The sequence below is a fragment of the Actinoplanes sp. NPDC019969 genome (assembly GCF_055562375.1).
The window spans coordinates 225983-241254 of the sequence record NZ_JBVHFK010000008.1; the positions used below are offsets into that span (position 1 = coordinate 225983).

Below are 15272 nucleotides of genomic sequence, written 5' to 3' on the forward strand. Positions count from 1 at the left end.
AACTTCTATACAAGCGTATAAGACGTATGTATAGTTCGGCGTATGACGAAGCGCGAGGTCCTGATCTCAGGTGCGGGTGTGGCGGGTCCGGCTCTGGCCTTCTGGCTGACCCGGGCGGGGCATCGGGTGACCGTCGTCGAGCGGGCTCCCTCCCTGCGCGCCGGCGGCTACAAGGTCGACGTGCGGGGCGCGGCGACGACCGTCCTGCAGAAGATGGGGCTGCACGAGGTGGCCCGGGCGCACGACACCGGGATGCGCACCACGACCTACGTGAGCCGGCCGGGCAAGACCATCGCCTCGCTGCCGGCCGGTCTGCTGATGGGCCGCCGCGGCGACGACCTGGAGATCATGCGCGGCGACCTCGGCCGGATCCTGTTCGACGCCACCAGCGACGACACCTCCTACCGGTTCGGCGACGCGATCGCGAGCCTGGTGGACCGGCCGGACGGGGTGGAGGTGACCTTCGAGAGCGGTGACACCGGCCGGTTCGACGTCGTGGTCGGCGCCGACGGCCTGCACTCGGTCACCCGGCGGCACGCGTTCGGCGAGGTCGCGCCGCGGCACCTGGGCGCCTACATCTCGATCTTCTCGGCGCCCAACGTGCTCGGCATCGACCGCGAGGAGGTCAACTACGCCGAGCCCGGCAAGCTGACCTTCGCCTACTCGCTCGGCGCCGACCGGCCGGCCCAGATCGGGTTCGTCTTCGCGTCACCCGAGCTGAGCCACGACCGCCGGGACGTGGCGGCCCAGAAACAGGTCGTCCGGGACGCGATGGCCGGCCTCGGCTGGCGCACCCGCGACTTCGCCGACGCCCTCGCAGCCGCGCCCGACTTCTACTTCGACTCGATCAGCCAGGTCGAGCTGCCGCGCTGGTCGTCCGGCCGGGTGGTGCTGCTCGGCGACGCGGGCTATTGCCCGTCACCCGCTTCGGGTCAGGGCACCAGCCTGGCCCTGACCGGGGCGTTCGTGCTCGCCGCCGAGCTGGCGAAGGCGGACGGCGAACACACCGCCGCCTTCGCCTGCTACGAGACGGCCATGCGGCCGTACGTCGCGAAGAACCAGGCCTTCGGCCGGAAGATGGTCGGCGACATGGTCCCCGGCAGCCGGCTCGCCATCGCCTTCCGCAACTACGGCATGCGGACCCTGCGGTTCCACCCCGCCAAGGAGAAGGTGATCGACAAGGTCCTGGCCCCGCTGCACGAGGCGGCCGACGCCATCGTCATCTAGCCAGGGCGTGCTCCTTGCGGACGGCTTCGGCCAGGTGCGGGGGCATCGGCTCGTGCCGGATGTAGCGGCGGGTGAACGTGCCGGTGCCCGAGGTCAGGGCGCGCAGCTCCACCACGTACCGGACGAGTTCGGTCGCCGGGACCTCGGCCCGCACCACGCTGGCCTCGCCCGCGCTGCCGGATTCGCTGCCCAGCGGCCGGCCGCGGCGGCCGGAGAGGTCGCTCATGACCGCCCCGACGTACGCCTCCGGCACCCGGACCTCGATCTCGTCCACCGGTTCGAGCAGGGTGATCTGCCCGCTCTCGGCGGCCGCGCGCAGCGCCAGCGCGCCCGCCGTCTGGAACGCCGCGTCCGAGGAGTCGACGCTGTGCGCCTTCCCGTCGTAGAGCGTGACCTTCAGGTCGACCACCGGGTAACCGGTGGCCAGCCCCTTCTCCAGCTGGGCTCGGACACCCTTCTCCACCGACGGGATGTAGTTGTGCGGCACCGCGCCGCCGACCACCTTGTCGACGAACTGGAAGCCCTCGCCGCGGGGCAGCGGCTGCACCTCGATGTCGCAGACGGCGTACTGGCCGTGGCCCCCGGACTGCTTGACGTGCCGGCCGTGGCCCTTCGCCCCGCTGCCGAACGTCTCCCGCAGCGCCACCTTGACCGGCTCGGTGTCCAGTTCGACGCCGCCGGCCCGGAGCCGCTCCAGCACCACGTCGGCGTGTGACTCGCCCATCGTCCAGAGCACCAGCTGGTGGGTCTCCGGGTTGCGCTCCAGCCGCAGCGTGGGGTCACCGGCGACCAGCCGGCCCAGGTTCTTGGCGAGCGCGTCCTCGTCGGAGCGGGTCTTGGCCACCACCGCGATCGGCAGCAGCGGCTCGGGCATCGTCCACGGCTCCATCAGCAGCGGATTGTCCTTGCCGGAGAGGGTGTCACCGGTCTCGGCGCTGCCCGACTTGGTGATCGCGCAGATGTCGCCGGCCACCGCCTGGCCGATCTCGCGCAACTGGGCGCCGAGCGGGGAGTACACGTGCGCCACCCGCTCGTCGGCGTCGTGGTCGGGGTGGCCGCGTTCGGCCATCCCGTGGCCGGAGACGTGCAGCGTCTGGTCCGGGCGCAGGGTGCCGGAGAAGACCCGGACCAGCGACACCCGGCCGACGTGCCGGTCGATCGTGGTGCGGACCACCTCGGCCACCAGCGGGCCGTCCGGGTCGCAGGCCAGCGGGGCGCGCGGTGAGCCGTCCACGCCGGTGACCACCGGCAGGTCGTGCTCCAGCGGCGACGGGAAGCCGCTGACCAGCAGGTCGAGGAGGGCGTCGAGGCCGACGCCGGTGCCGGCGCAGACGGGGATGACCGGGTAGAAGTTGCCCTTCGCGACGGCCTTCTCCAGGTCCGGGATGAGCGCGTCGGTGCTGATCAGCTCGCCGCCGATGTAGCGGTCCATGAGGGTCTCGTCCTCGCTCTCGGCGATGATGCCCTCGATCAGCGTGTTCCGGTCGTCGGCGATCGGGTTGAGGTGCTCGCGGTCGGCCTCCCGGGCCACCGGGGGATAGCCGGCGGAGTAGTCCAGCACCCGCAGCGTGACCAGGCCGATCAGGCCGGCGACCGACTGGCCGTCGTCGCCGAGCATCGGCTGGAAGACCGGCAGCACGTTGTCGCCGAACGCCTCCTGGCAGTCCTGCAGCGCCTCGTCGTAGTCGGCGCGCGGGTGATCCAGCCGGGTGATCGCGACCGCTCGCGGCATGCCGACCGCGGCGCACTCGTCCCACAGGGCGATGGTGGAGTCGTCCACCCCGTCGACCGCGGAGACGACGAAGAGCGCGGCGTCCGCTGCCCGCAGGCCGGCGCGCAGCTCCCCGACGAAGTCGGCGTAACCGGGGGTGTCCAGCAGATTGATCTTGACGCCGTCGTGCACGAGTGGCGCGCAGGCCAGCGCGACCGAGCGCTGCTGGCGGATCGCGGCCGGATCGTGGTCGGTGACCGTGGTGCCGTCGGTGACAGTGCCCGCCCGGGGGACCGTGCCGGTCGCTGCGAGCAGCGCCTCGGCCAGGGTCGTCTTCCCGGAGCCGGAGTGGCCGACCAGCACCACGTTGCGAACTCTGCCGGGGTCTGTCACCACCGGCGCGCCCGCGCCGGCAATCCCCTTCTCCGAAGTCTTCTGCGCCATGCCGAGCGCTCCCGTCGTGTCCAGTTCGTTACGCCGTTGGTCTTTGAATCCCACACCCGGCGAGGTAGTGGTCGCAAGGACCTTCAGCCCTGCAAAGGTGCCGGATGGTGACGATACGGCCACTGCCGGGGTCGGGCCGTACCACCACTGGTCGTGCGCCGTTATGGTGGGACGGCCATGGCAAAGATCGTTCAAAGTACGGCCCGCGCCGTCGTCGCGTACGGCGTCGACCCGCTCGCCCGTCTCCTGCTCCGGATCGGCGTGTCCCCCAACGCGGTCACCATCGCCGGAACCGTCGGCGTGCTGATCGGCTCCTATTTCGGCGCCCGCGGACACCTCTTCTGGGGCACCGTGATCGTAACCGCGTGCGCTCTCACCGACGTCCTCGACGGCACAATGGCCCGGATGCGGGGCGGGTCCGGCAAGTTCGGGGCGCTCCTCGACTCCTCGATGGACCGGATCGCCGACGGCGCGGTCTTCGGCGCCGTCGTCTACTACCTGGCCACCGAGGGCAACCCGTACAACGGCGTGGTCGCCGCCCTGATCAGCGTCGTGTTCGGCCAGGTCGTGTCGTACGTGAAAGCCCGCGCCGAGAGCCTCGGGCTGAACGCCGACGTCGGCATCGCCGAACGCCTGGAACGGCTGCTCATCGTCGGCGCCGGCGGCCTGCTCGGCGCCGCCGATCAGGACTGGGGCTTGCCCGCGGCGATGTGGGTGCTCGCCGTCCTCTCCGTGATCACCGCCTTCCAGCGGCTGATCCACGCGGCCCGGACCGAGGTGCCGGCGGCGTGAAGGACAGGCTGACCGAAATCGGGTACCTCGCCGCCTGGCGGCTGGTCCGCGCGATGCCCCTGCCGGTGGCGAAGAAGCTGTTCACCACGGTGGCCGACCGGGCCTACCGGAGCAACGGGCCGGCCACCCGGCGGCTGCGGAGCAACCTTCAGCAGGTGGCCGGACCGGAGATGCCGGACACCCTGGTCCGGGACGGCCTCCGGTCGTACGCGCGGTACTGGATGGAGGCGTTCCGCCTGCCGGCGCAGACCCGCGAGCAGTTCCTCGACGGGTTCTTCATGGAGCCGGAGAGTTACCAGCAGTTGAAACAGGCGGTCGCCGATGGCAACGGGGTGATCCTGGCGCTGCCGCACATGGGCAACTGGGACGCCGCCGGGGCCTGGGTGTGCTCGCACGACTGGCCGCTGATCACGGTGGCCGAGCGCCTCAAGCCGGAGGGTGTGGCCAGGCAGTTCCTGGCGTACCGGGAGAAGCTCGGCATGAAGATCCTCCCGCACGCCGGCGGGGACCGCCCGCCGCTCGACGTGCTCGAGGAGCACCTCGGCAAAGGCTGGGTGGTGCCGCTGCTCGGCGACCGTGACCTGTCCCGCCGGGGCGTCGAGGTGGAGTTCTTCGGCGGGCGGACCCGGATGCCGGCCGGCCCGGCGATCCTCGCCGCCCGTACCGGAGCGCCGGTCTTCGTGGTCGACCTCTGGTTCGACGAGCAGCGCACCGTGTCCCGGATGCGCCCCATCGTCCCGGCCACCGAGGGACCGCTCGACGAGCGGGTCAAGCAGACCACCCAGCGGATCGCCGACGCCTTCGCGGCCGGGATCGCCGACCACCCGCAGGACTGGCACATGCTCCAGAAGGTCTGGATCTAGGAGGGTTCGTGCGGATCGGGATCGTCTCGCCCTACTCGTTCGACGTCCCCGGCGGTGTGCAGAACCACATCATGGACCTGGCGGAGGCGCTGCTCGGCCTCGGTCACGAGGTGAGCGTCCTGGCGCCCGCCGACGACGACGCCGAGCTGCCGCCCTACGTGGTCTCCGCCGGCCGGGCCGTGCCGCTGCCCTACAACGGCTCGGTCGCCCGGATCGCGTTCGGCCCGGTCTCCACCGCCCGGGTCCGCCGCTGGCTGCGCCGCGGCGAGTTCGACGTGTTGCACGTGCACGAGCCGCTGTCGCCGAGCCTGTCGTTCCTGGCGGTGCTGTCGGCGCGCGGCCCCGTCGTGGCCACCTTCCACACCGCGATGACCCGGTCCCGGGCGCTGGCCGGCCTGCAGAACTTCCTGCAACCGGTGATGGAGAAGATCACCGCCCGGATCGCGGTCAGCGAGCTGGCCCGCAAGGTGCAGGTGGAACACCTCGGCGGCGGCGCGGTGGAGATCCCCAACGGGGTCGCGGTCCGCAAGTTCGCCGCGGCGCCGCCATTGCCGGGATGGCCCGGCGAGGGCGGCGCGATCGGTTTCCTCGGCCGTTTCACCGAGCCCCGCAAGGGCTTCCCCCTGCTGCGTACGGCGTACGTGTCCCTCGCCGCCGAACGGCCCGGCCTGCGGCTGCTGGTGGCCGGGCCGGGTGACCGCGACGAGCTGTACGACGACATCCCCAAGGAACTCCACGACCGGGTGGAGTTCCTCGGCCTGGTCTCCGAGCCGGACAAGGCCCGGATGCTGCGCAGCGTCGACGTCTACGTGGCCCCGAACACCGGCGGCGAGAGCTTCGGCATGATCCTCACCGAGGCGATGGCGGCCGGCGCGGCGATCGCCGCCAGTGACCTGGACGCCTTCCGCCGGGTCCTGGACGGCGGCCGGGCCGGCGCTCTTTTCCCTAATGGCGACGCGGACGCCCTGACCCGGCTGCTCGGCGAGCTGATGGACGACCCGGCCCGCCGGGCCGACCTGTCATCGTGCGCCCGGACCGTCGTCGGCGCGTTCGACTGGCCGAGGGTGGCCGATCGGGTGCTCGAGGTCTACGCGACCGCGATCGAGGCCGCCGACGGGCGGGTTTTCGACGAGGAGTGGTCCTCACCACAGGAGCGGTGAACGGCGGGCACTACGATGCCCCGCATGTGGTGGGTGGTGGGAGTCGTCGTGCTGGCCGCGATCTTCTCGGCGTACCTCGGCTGGACCGCCCAACGGGTGGAGCGTCTGCACACGCGGGCGCGGTCGGCCGAGCGCGCCCTGGACGCGCATCTGTTGCGCCGGGCCGCGGCGGCGGCGGTGGTCGCCGAGCAGTCCGACGCGGTCGAGCTGTACGCGGCCGCCCGTCTCGCCCTGGACGCCGAGCCGGGGGAGCGGGAGACCGCGGAGAACGACCTGACCCGGCAGTTGCAGGCGGTCGCCCTGGACCCGGCCGACCCGGCGGTGCGCACCCTGGCCGCGACCAGCCGGCGGGTGGTGCTGGCCCGGCAGGTGCACACCGATCTGGTCCGGGACGCGCTGAGCGCCCGCCGCCGGGTCTTCGTCCGGCTGCTCCGCCTGGCCCGCCGTTACCCCCGCCCGTACTACTTCGACATCGTCGAGCCGTCCCTGCCGGAGATCCCGGTCACGGTCCCGACCCCCGCCCCGCCCCCGGAGGACGTGCTCCCCGTCCGGGCGGTGTGAACCCCGGCCGGCCTTCGCGCCGGCCGGGATTCGAGGGGCCTCACCAGCCGCGCTCGGACAGGCGGTGCGGGACCGGCTCGTCCTCGACGTTGATGCCGACCATGGCCTCGCCCAGGCCCCGCGACACCTTGGCGATCACGTCCGGGTCGTCGTGGAAGGTGGTGGCCTTGACGATCGCGGCGGCACGCTGCGCCGGGTTGCCGGACTTGAAGATGCCGGAGCCGACGAACACGCCCTCGGCGCCGAGCTGCATCATCATCGCGGCGTCGGCCGGCGTCGCGATGCCGCCGGCGGTGAACAGCACCACCGGCAGCTTCCCGGCCTCGGCGACCTCCTTGACCAGCTCGTACGGCGCCTGCAGCTCCTTGGCCGCGACGTACAGCTCGTCCTCCGGCAGCGTCTGCAGCCGGCGGATCTCCGCCCGGATCCTGCGCATGTGGGTGGTGGCGTTCGAGACGTCGCCGGTGCCGGCCTCACCCTTCGACCGGATCATGGCCGCGCCCTCGGTGATCCGGCGCAGCGCCTCGCCCAGGTTGGTGGCGCCGCAGACGAACGGCACGGTGAACTGCCACTTGTCGATGTGGTTGGCGAAGTCGGCGGGCGACAGCACCTCGGACTCGTCGACGTAGTCGACACCGAGCGCCTGCAGCACCTGCGCCTCGACGAAGTGCCCGATCCGGGCCTTGGCCATCACCGGGATGGAGACGGCGCCGATGATGCCGTCGATCATGTCGGGGTCGGACATCCGGGAGATGCCGCCCTGGGCGCGGATGTCGGCCGGGACGCGTTCCAGCGCCATGACCGCGACGGCGCCGGCGTCCTCGGCGATCTTCGCCTGCTCGGCGTTGACCACGTCCATGATCACGCCGCCCTTGAGCATCTCGGCCATGCCGCGCTTGACGCGGGCGGTTCCGACGGCGGGCTGGTTCTCAGACATGGGGCTCGGCTCCTCGGTGCGGTTGGCTGATGAACGGGATCCTATGAACGGGTGAAGCGTGTTCCGATAGCCAATCGGCTCCCCAGTGGCCTGCTTGAACCCCTATGGCGAACCCCTGCCTATTGTGGGAGCCGTGAACATCGGAGTGCTGGCCCTGCAGGGCGACGTGCGCGAACACCTCTCCGCCCTGGCCGAGTCGGACGTGCTGGCCCGCCCGATCCGCCGTCCCGAGGAATTGGCTGACATCGACGGCCTGGTGCTGCCCGGCGGCGAGTCCACGGCGATCAGCAAGCTGGCGGTCACCTTCGGGCTGCTCGACCCGATCCGCAAGCGGATCGCCGACGGCATGCCGGTGTACGGGTCCTGTGCCGGCATGATCCTGCTGGCCACCAGCGTGCTGGACGGGCGGCCCGACCAGGAGTCGTTCCAGGGAATCGAGATGACGGTGCGGCGCAACGCGTTCGGCCGGCAGGTCGACTCGTTCGAGGCCACGGTCGCGATCGACGACATCGACGGCGGCCCGTTCCACGCCGTCTTCATCCGCGCGCCGTGGGTCGAGGAGGTCGGCCGCGACGTGCGGGTGCTGGGCCGCGTGGCCGAGGGTGCCGCCGCCGGTAGGATTGTGGCCGTTCGGCAGGGGAACCTGCTCGCCACGGCTTTCCACCCGGAGCTCACCGGCGATCTTCGCGTTCATCGGTACTTCGTCGAGATGGTCCGCCAGGCCCTTTGATCCAAGCGGAGGTTACGCATGTCCGGCCACTCCAAGTGGGCGACGACCAAGCACAAGAAGGCCGTCATCGATGCCAAGCGCGGCAAGATGTTCGCCAAGCTGATCAAGAACATCGAGGTCGCGGCGCGCACCGGCGGTGGAGATCCGGCGGGTAACCCCACGCTCTACGACGCCATTCAGAAGGCGAAGAAGTCGTCGGTCCCGAACGACAACATCAACAACGCGGTCAAGCGCGGCTCCGGCCTGGAGGCAGGCGGCGCCGACTGGCAGACGATCATGTATGAGGGGTACGGCCCGAACGGCGTCGCCCTGCTCATCGAGTGCCTGACCGACAACCGGAACCGGGCGGCCACCGAGGTGCGCACCCGGCTCACCCGCAACGCCGGCACGTTCGCCGACGCGGGCTCGGTCTCCTACCTGTTCAACCGCAAGGGCGTCGTGATCGTCCCGAAGGGCGAGCTGACCGAGGACGACCTGATGCTGGCGGTGCTCGAGGCCGGCGCCGAGGAGATCAACGACCACGGCGACTCGTTCGAGGTGGTCAGCGAGCCGAGCGACCTGATCGCGGTGCGGACGGCGCTGCAGGCTGCCGGCATCGACTACGACTCGGCGGAGTCGCCACTGGTGCCGACGATGTTCGTGCCGGTGGACGAGGAGGCGGCCCGCAAGGTGCTGAAGCTCGTCGACGTCCTGGAGGACTGCGACGACGTCCAGGAGATCTACACCAACGCCGATATCTCGGACGAGGTAATGGCGCTCATTGACGAGTGACAGGTTGATACGGAGCTAGTAGAGTGAGGGGGTGTTGACCGCCATGACTGAGATCAATAGGTCATTGTTCGAGGACCTGGATGTCGAAGACCTCATTCACCTGCCCGAAGGTCTTCGCTACGAGCTGCACGACGGAAACCTTGTCATCATGACGCCGTCCACGTTCTGGCATAAGGACATTTCAGGGCGTCTCTACTTCATGCTCCGTGTGGCTGGTCTCCGCGTGTTCCAGGACCCTGGAGTGCGCGGAGTCCGGCCGCGAGACTGCCGCCTTCCGGATGTCGGTGTGGTCACGCACCTGCCGGCGGGTGCGACGGACTACTCGAATCTGCACCCCTCGTTCTACTCGCTGGTAGTCGAGGTCGTCTCGCGGAGTTCTCCCAACGGGGAATACTCCGACAAGAAGGCCTGGTACGCCGAACATCGCATCCCGGAATATTGGATCGCTGACGAGACCCCGGATCGGTCAGACGATGACGCGGTCGTCACGATCTTCCGCCTGAACGAGTCCCGCGACAAACCGGACTACACCAAGGTGCGGTCTCTCTTGCTGTCCGAACTCGAACTGGAGTACCGCGGCTAGAGCGGGTCGGTGCTCAGCCAGGCCAGGTACTGGATCATGGTGAGCACCAGGAGCATGCTGCCGATCGCATAGGCGAGACCACGCCGCCACTGACTGCGGAGGTACGCGTGCACCCACGCGATCTCGGCGTCCGCCAGGGCGTCCAGGGAGGCTCTGGCCGTACCGGGAAGGACCGCGGCCTTGCGCAGCGCCAGGCTGCCGCCCGGCCGGCTGACCGGAACCACCGGGGACGGTGGCCGCAGCACCCGTACCTCGACGTCGTAGACCTGATCCTCGCGCCACTGCTTCGTCCGTGCCGCCAGGCGCTGCCGCATGCAGGTCTCGGTCCTGCCGAGCCACCGCAGCCGCCGCCACCGCCCGGCCAGATCGGTGAGCACGTCACGATAGATCTCCTCGAACACCGGCGCCCCGCCGACCAGGCGATACGCCTCGGCGCGCAGCTCCTGCTGGTGGGACGTGACGAAGGCGACGTAATCCGGTGGCGGCTCGTCGTCCATCGGCGGAATGAGGTGCATGGCGGACCTCCCGCATCCATCGTCGAGGCGTGTCGCCGGAAGCCGCAAGTGATGCGCGTACTAGGGTGTCGAACACACGTACGCGAGGGGAGACAGTTGGTGCGCGTGCTCGGCATCGACCCGGGGCTGACCCGATGCGGCGTCGGCGTCGTCGAGGGGGTGCCGGGCCGGCTGGGCAGACTCGTCGCCTACACCGTCGTGCGCAGCGAACCGGACGAGGACATCGCCCAGCGCCTGCTGCACCTGGACCGCTCGCTGGCCGCCCTGGTCGCCGAGCACCAGCCGGAGAGCGTCGCCGTCGAGCGGGTGTTCTCCCAGCACAACGCCCGGACCGTGATGGGCACCGCGCAGGCCAGCGGGGTCGCGATCCTGGCCGGGGCGCGGGCCGGGCTGCCGGTGCAGACCTACACCCCGAGCGAGGTGAAGGCGGCGGTCACCGGGTCCGGCACAGCCGACAAGGCGCAGGTCACGTCCATGGTGACCCGCCTGCTGAAACTGGACGCCCCGCCGAAGCCGGCGGATGCCGCCGACGCGATCGCCATCGCCATCTGTCACATCTGGCGCGGGGGCACCCGCGCCCGCCTCCAGGCCGCGGCGCAGGCCGCCGCCGTGTCCGCAGCCCGGTCCGCCGCCCGCAGGAGCAGCCGATGATCGCCAGTGTGCGCGGTGTGGTCACCGCGATCCTCCACGACAGCGCCGTGGTCGAGGTGGGCGGTGTCGGCATGCGGGTGCTCTGCACGCCGAACACGCTCGCCGGGCTGCGCACCGGCACGGAGGCGCGGCTGGCGACCACCCTGATCGTGCGGGAGGACTCGCTCACCCTGTTCGGTTTCGCCGACGAGGACGAGAAACAGCTCTTCGAGCTGCTCCTGACGGCCAACGGCGTCGGCCCGCGGATCGCGCAGGCGGTGCTCGCGGTCCACCAGCCCGACGTGGTACGCCGTGCGCTGGCCAACTCGGAGGTCGCGGTCCTGACCGCCGTCCCGGGCATCGGCAAACGGGGCGCCGAGAAGATGATCGTCGAGCTGAAGGACAAGATCGGCCCGCTGGGCGCCGCCGGCGCCGGGCCGTCCGGCCTGCTCAACGGCGCCTGGCAGGAGCAGGTCCGGCAGGGCGTGCTCGCGCTCGGCTGGACGGCGTCGCAGGCCGACCAGGCGGTGGCCGCGGTCGGTGAGACGATCGACGGCGAGGCGCCGCCGGTTCCGGTGCTGCTGCGCCAGGCGATCCGGCTGCTGGGCAAGACCCGATGATCTCCCCGGAGGGCGACGGCCTCGTGTCGCCGGACGCCTACGACGAGGACCTGGACGCCGAGGCCAGTGTCCGGCCCAAACGGCTGGCCGACTTCATCGCCCAGCACCGGGTCCGTGACCAGCTGGAACTGCTGCTCAAGGCGTCCCTGGGCCGGGGCACGCCCCCCGACCACATCCTGCTGTCCGGCCCGCCCGGTCTGGGCAAGACCACCCTGGCGAACATCGTCGCCGCCGAGCTGGGCACCGGGATCCGGACCACCAGCGGCCCGGTGATCGAGCGGTCCGGCGACCTGGCGGCGATCCTGACCGGTCTCGCCCCCGGCGACGTGCTGTTCATCGACGAGATCCACCGGATCGCGAAACCGGCCGAGGAGCTGCTCTACAGCGCGATGGAGGACTTCCGGGTCGACGTGGTGGTCGGCAAGGGTCCGGGCGCCACCGCGATCCCGCTCGACGTGGAGCCGTTCACGCTGGTCGGCGCGACCACCCGGGCCGGTCTGCTGTCCGGGCCGATGCGGGACCGGTTCGGTTTCGTCGCGCACCTCGACTTCTACTCCCACGAGGACCTGGACGCGCTGCTGCACCGGTCGGCCCGGATCCTCGGGGTGCGGATCGACCCGGACGGCGCCGCCGAGGTCGCCCGCCGGTCCCGCGGCACCCCCCGGATCGCGAACCGGCTGCTGCGCCGGGTGCGCGACTTCGCCGAGGTGCGCGCCGACGGCGTGATCACCGAGGCGGTCGCCAAGGCCGCCCTGCAGGTGTACGACGTCGACGCGCTCGGCCTGGACCGCCTGGACCGGGCCGTGCTGCGGGCGCTGATCGAGTCGTTCAAGGGCGGGCCGGTCGGGCTGTCCACGCTCGCGGTCGCGGTGGGGGAGCAGTCCGACACCGTGGAGGAGGTGTGCGAGCCGTTCCTGGTCCGGGCGGGACTGCTCGCCCGTACCCCGCGGGGCCGGGTCGCGACCGAGGCCGGCTGGGCCCACCTGGGGAAGACGCCGCCGTCGGACGGCCGGGGCGGAGTGTTCCAGGGCGACCTGTTCGCCCGGGACACATGACCTCCGACCGGCGCTTACAGCCCGTCACGGGAGCCCCGGCACAGGGTTTTCCCTCGTGATGTGAACGTGACGTGTGCCGCATTCGTTATCTCCAGGTTGACCTATTAGACTCGCCGCCGTTCCAACCGGAATCTGCATATCGCCCCGGCGCCCGCCCATCCGTCGCGCCGCGGCCTACGGAAGGCTTTCTTCGTGCTAGTGGCAGCTGACCAAGCGAGCGGCGGCAATTACTCCTTCCTGCTGATCATCGCGCTCCTCTTCGGGTTCATGTACTTCGTGATGATCCGCCCGCAGCAGAAGCAGCGTCGCAAGGCGGCGGAGATGCAGAACTCGCTCGGTCCGGGCGACGAGATCGTGACGATCGGCGGCCTGCACGGCACCGTTCGCGGAGTCGCCGACGACGCCGTTCTCCTGGAGATCGCGCCCGGTGTCGAGGTCCGTTTCGCGCGTCCCGCGATCGCCCGGGTCGTTCAGAAGTTCGACGAGGTCGTCCCGGAGCCGGACGCCGCCCCGCCGGTCGCCGACGTGGAGACCCCGGCGACGACGCCGGAGAGCCCCGTCACCGAAGTGCGCAAGCAGGACTGATCCGGATACCCCCACGCACCGGCCGGCGATGATCACGCCGGACCGGTGCGTCAGCCCGCCGTTCGACCGTCGACGGCCGGTCACCGACAGATAGCGCCGCGCGGTCGCGCGGCCGGAACACAGGGAGACCAAGAACCGTGGCACGACCACCACAGGGACAGATGCATCCTGGACGCCAGCTAGGCGTGCTCGGTCTGGTCTTTGTCGTCCTGTATCTGGCCGTCTTCTTCGCCGCCGGCGCGAAGGGAAGCTGGAAGGACCGGCTGGAGCCGAAGCTCGGCCTCGACCTGATCGGCGGCACGCAGGCCACCTATGTCGCCTCCCAGCTGGGCCAGCCGCCCACGAAGGAGGCGATGGAGACCGCCCAGGAGATCATCGAGAGCCGGGTCAACGCTCTCGGCGTCTCCGAGGCCGAGGTGGTCATCCAGGGCAACAACACCATCGTCGTCTCGCTCGCGGGCAAGGCCGACGACCAGCTCAAGGACCTGTCGAACGCGGCGAACATGCGGTTCCGCCTGCTCACCGGCGTGACCGGGGACGTGGCCGAGCCCGCGCTGAACCCGACGACCCCCGCCCCGAGCGCGTCGGCGAGCGGCAGCGCCGCCCCGAAGCCGAGCGGCAGCGCCGCGGCCCCGGCCGTGAGCGGCAGCGCCGCACCGAAGGCGTCGACCGGTGGACAGGGCGGCGGCCAGGTCGCGCCGACCCCCGGCGTCACCGGTTCCGCCGCCGCTCCGGCGGCGTCCACCTCGGCCGGCGCGCCGGCCCCGGCACCGTCCGCGTCCGCCGCGGCTCCGGCCCCGGTCACCCAGGACGTCAAGGAGCAGCGCGCCGCGGTCGAGAAGAAGGTCGGCGCCGCCACCTGGGCCGCCGCCGAGAAGCTGACCGCGCCGGTGGACCTCAGCACCGACCCGAAGGCCGGCCTGCCGTTCAAGGCGTTCGCCTCGCTGAACGGCGTGGAGGTCAACGCGCTCGGCCCGCAGATGCAGTTCAACATCCCGACGATCAGCTGCGCCCAGCTCGACCAGCGGCCGAACGGCGCGATCGACGCCGTCGACTCCGAGGTCGTCGCCTGCTACAACGGCGTCAAGGTGAAGCTGGACAAGGCCGAGGTCGTCGGTGACGACATCGCCGAGGCGAGCCACCAGCTCGACCAGACGACCAACCAGTGGGTCGTCGCGCTCGACTTCAAGAGCGAGGGGCAGAAGAAGTGGGCGGCGCTGACGCGTAAGGCGTACGAGGCCACCCAGACCGACCCCTGCTTCGTCGCCGCGAGCATGCTCTACAGCAGCGGCAGCGCCGAGCACTGCTCGGTGGCCGTGGTCCTGGACAAGACGATCATCTCGGCGCCGACCATCCAGGCCGTGCTCACCGGCCAGTCGCAGATCACCGGCGACTTCAACGCGGCCACCGCCAAGGAACTCGCCGACCAGCTGAACTTCGGCGCCATCCCGGTCACCTTCACCGCCGGCCCGGCCCAGACCGTCTCCGCGACCGTCGGTGGCCAGCAGCTGGAGGCGGGTCTGCTCGCCGCCGCGATCGGCCTGGGCCTGGTGGCGGTCTACTCGTTCTTCTACTACCGCATGCTCGGCCTGGTGATCTTCCTGAGCCTGGGCCTCTCCGCCCTGCTCACCTTCGGCGCCCTGGTCTTCCTGGGCCGCTCGATCGGATTCACCCTGACCCTGGCCGGCATCGTCGGTTTCATCGTCTCGCTCGGTGTGGCGGCGGACTCGTTCATCATCTACTTCGAGCGTCTCAAGGACGAGATCCACGAGGGCCGGAGCCCGCGCGCCGCGGTTCCCCGCGCGTGGACCCGGGCCCGCCGCACGATCATCTCGGCGAACGCCATCACGATCATGTGTGCTGTGGTTCTCTACATCGTGTCGATCGGCCAGGTGCAGGGTCTCGCCTTCGCGCTCGGCCTGTCGACCGTGCTCGACCTGCTCGTGGTGTTCCTCTTCCGTCACCCGATCATGACGATGCTCGCCAGCACGAAGGCGTTCCTGTCGCCGACAGTCAGCGGCCTCGGCCGTGTCCTGCGCCGCAGCCAGACCGAGGAGCCCGTCTCCTCGCGCGTGAAGGAGGCCTGAC

The 15272-nt window shown here is 70.8% G+C and carries 16 protein-coding genes; 13 read left to right on the forward strand and 3 right to left on the reverse strand.

Annotated elements, in window-relative coordinates; genetic code table 11:
• Positions 1 to 42: 42 nt before the first annotated feature.
• Entirely contained in the window at positions 43 to 1227 is a 1185-nt protein-coding gene (locus ACZ3II_RS24680) for an FAD-dependent monooxygenase (protein ID WP_465520077.1), read from the forward strand.
• Here the strand turns inward: ACZ3II_RS24680 and ACZ3II_RS24685 are convergent.
• Positions 1220 to 3382: an elongation factor G-like protein EF-G2 gene (locus ACZ3II_RS24685; RefSeq protein ID WP_465520078.1), complete on the reverse strand. Its 2163-nt coding sequence runs from the start codon at positions 3380 to 3382 to the stop codon at positions 1220 to 1222. The genes ACZ3II_RS24680 and ACZ3II_RS24685 overlap by 8 nt on opposite strands.
• 177 nt (positions 3383 to 3559) lie before the next feature.
• On the opposite strand from ACZ3II_RS24685, the gene pgsA reads away from it, so the two are divergent.
• Genes pgsA through ACZ3II_RS24705 form a run of 4 tightly spaced genes read left to right on the forward strand, consistent with a single transcriptional unit; the run spans position 3560 to position 6758 of the window.
• Entirely contained in the window at positions 3560 to 4174 is a 615-nt protein-coding gene (gene pgsA, locus ACZ3II_RS24690; protein ID WP_465520079.1) for a phosphatidylinositol phosphate synthase, read from the forward strand.
• The gene (locus ACZ3II_RS24695) at positions 4171 to 5037 is read left to right on the forward strand and encodes a phosphatidylinositol mannoside acyltransferase (RefSeq protein WP_465520080.1); all 867 of its coding nucleotides are present in this window, start codon (positions 4171 to 4173) and stop codon (positions 5035 to 5037) included. The genes pgsA and ACZ3II_RS24695 overlap by 4 nt, the downstream gene beginning before the upstream one ends.
• A gap of 8 nt (positions 5038 to 5045) precedes the next feature.
• Positions 5046 to 6197 carry a glycosyltransferase family 4 protein gene (locus ACZ3II_RS24700; RefSeq protein ID WP_465520081.1) on the forward strand — a complete coding sequence of 384 codons (1152 nt, stop codon included), beginning with the start codon at positions 5046 to 5048 and terminating at the stop codon, positions 6195 to 6197.
• Positions 6198 to 6221: 24 nt separating this feature from the next.
• The gene (locus ACZ3II_RS24705) at positions 6222 to 6758 is read left to right on the forward strand and encodes a hypothetical protein (protein WP_465520082.1); all 537 of its coding nucleotides are present in this window, start codon (positions 6222 to 6224) and stop codon (positions 6756 to 6758) included.
• A 40-nt stretch (positions 6759 to 6798) separates the two neighbouring features.
• Here the strand turns inward: ACZ3II_RS24705 and pdxS are convergent, their stop codons facing one another.
• Positions 6799 to 7695 (reverse strand): pyridoxal 5'-phosphate synthase lyase subunit PdxS, encoded by an 897-nt coding sequence (gene pdxS, locus ACZ3II_RS24710; RefSeq protein ID WP_465520083.1) that lies wholly within the window; start codon positions 7693 to 7695, stop codon positions 6799 to 6801.
• 124 nt (positions 7696 to 7819) lie between these two features.
• Between pdxS and pdxT the strand changes: the two genes are divergently transcribed.
• The 3 genes from pdxT to ACZ3II_RS24725 are packed head-to-tail and all read left to right on the forward strand — an operon-like array spanning position 7820 to position 9779.
• Positions 7820 to 8425, forward strand: a complete 606-nt coding sequence (gene pdxT, locus ACZ3II_RS24715) for a pyridoxal 5'-phosphate synthase glutaminase subunit PdxT (protein ID WP_465520084.1) — start codon at positions 7820 to 7822, stop codon at positions 8423 to 8425.
• 18 nt (positions 8426 to 8443) lie between these two features.
• Positions 8444 to 9196 (forward strand): YebC/PmpR family DNA-binding transcriptional regulator, encoded by a 753-nt coding sequence (locus ACZ3II_RS24720; RefSeq protein ID WP_465520085.1) that lies wholly within the window; start codon positions 8444 to 8446, stop codon positions 9194 to 9196.
• A gap of 31 nt (positions 9197 to 9227) precedes the next feature.
• Positions 9228 to 9779 (forward strand): Uma2 family endonuclease, encoded by a 552-nt coding sequence (locus ACZ3II_RS24725; RefSeq protein WP_465520086.1) that lies wholly within the window; start codon positions 9228 to 9230, stop codon positions 9777 to 9779.
• Here ACZ3II_RS24725 and ACZ3II_RS24730 read toward each other — a convergent pair.
• Entirely contained in the window at positions 9776 to 10294 is a 519-nt protein-coding gene (locus ACZ3II_RS24730) for a hypothetical protein (protein ID WP_465520087.1), read from the reverse strand. The two genes, ACZ3II_RS24725 and ACZ3II_RS24730, sit on opposite strands and share 4 nt — an antisense overlap.
• A gap of 99 nt (positions 10295 to 10393) precedes the next feature.
• Between ACZ3II_RS24730 and ruvC the strand changes: the two genes are divergently transcribed.
• The 5 genes from ruvC to secD all read left to right on the forward strand — a co-directional run bounded on the left by ruvC (position 10394) and on the right by secD (position 15271).
• Positions 10394 to 10945 carry a crossover junction endodeoxyribonuclease RuvC gene (gene ruvC / locus ACZ3II_RS24735; protein WP_043528584.1) on the forward strand — a complete coding sequence of 184 codons (552 nt, stop codon included), beginning with the start codon at positions 10394 to 10396 and terminating at the stop codon, positions 10943 to 10945.
• A complete protein-coding gene (gene ruvA, locus ACZ3II_RS24740; protein WP_465520088.1) occupies positions 10942 to 11544 on the forward strand; it encodes a Holliday junction branch migration protein RuvA in 603 nt (200 codons plus the stop codon). The genes ruvC and ruvA overlap by 4 nt, the downstream gene beginning before the upstream one ends.
• Positions 11541 to 12599: a Holliday junction branch migration DNA helicase RuvB gene (ruvB, locus tag ACZ3II_RS24745; RefSeq protein ID WP_465520089.1), complete on the forward strand. Its 1059-nt coding sequence runs from the start codon at positions 11541 to 11543 to the stop codon at positions 12597 to 12599. Before ruvA ends, ruvB begins: the two co-directional genes overlap by 4 nt.
• Positions 12600 to 12797: 198 nt before the next feature.
• Positions 12798 to 13184 (forward strand): preprotein translocase subunit YajC, encoded by a 387-nt coding sequence (yajC, locus tag ACZ3II_RS24750; RefSeq protein ID WP_465520090.1) that lies wholly within the window; start codon positions 12798 to 12800, stop codon positions 13182 to 13184.
• Between the two features lie 161 nt (positions 13185 to 13345).
• On the forward strand, positions 13346 to 15271 hold the full coding sequence (gene secD / locus ACZ3II_RS24755; protein WP_465520091.1) for a protein translocase subunit SecD: 1926 nt from the start codon (positions 13346 to 13348) through the stop codon (positions 15269 to 15271).
• The last annotated feature ends 1 nt before the right edge of the window (position 15272 follow it).

Coding starts and splice junctions, on each gene's coding strand:
- ACZ3II_RS24705 (WP_465520082.1), top strand. CDS start 6,222: ATGTGGTGGGTGGTGGGAGTCGTCGTGCTGGCCGCGATCTTCTCGGCG.
- ACZ3II_RS24680 (WP_465520077.1), top strand. CDS start 43: ATGACGAAGCGCGAGGTCCTGATCTCAGGTGCGGGTGTGGCGGGTCCG.
- ruvA (WP_465520088.1), top strand. CDS start 10,942: ATGATCGCCAGTGTGCGCGGTGTGGTCACCGCGATCCTCCACGACAGC.
- pgsA (WP_465520079.1), top strand. CDS start 3,560: ATGGCAAAGATCGTTCAAAGTACGGCCCGCGCCGTCGTCGCGTACGGC.
- secD (WP_465520091.1), top strand. CDS start 13,346: ATGCATCCTGGACGCCAGCTAGGCGTGCTCGGTCTGGTCTTTGTCGTC.
- ACZ3II_RS24730 (WP_465520087.1), bottom strand. CDS start 10,294: ATGCACCTCATTCCGCCGATGGACGACGAGCCGCCACCGGATTACGTC.
- ACZ3II_RS24685 (WP_465520078.1), bottom strand. CDS start 3,382: ATGGCGCAGAAGACTTCGGAGAAGGGGATTGCCGGCGCGGGCGCGCCG.
- pdxS (WP_465520083.1), bottom strand. CDS start 7,695: ATGTCTGAGAACCAGCCCGCCGTCGGAACCGCCCGCGTCAAGCGCGGC.
- ruvB (WP_465520089.1), top strand. CDS start 11,541: ATGATCTCCCCGGAGGGCGACGGCCTCGTGTCGCCGGACGCCTACGAC.
- ACZ3II_RS24720 (WP_465520085.1), top strand. CDS start 8,444: ATGTCCGGCCACTCCAAGTGGGCGACGACCAAGCACAAGAAGGCCGTC.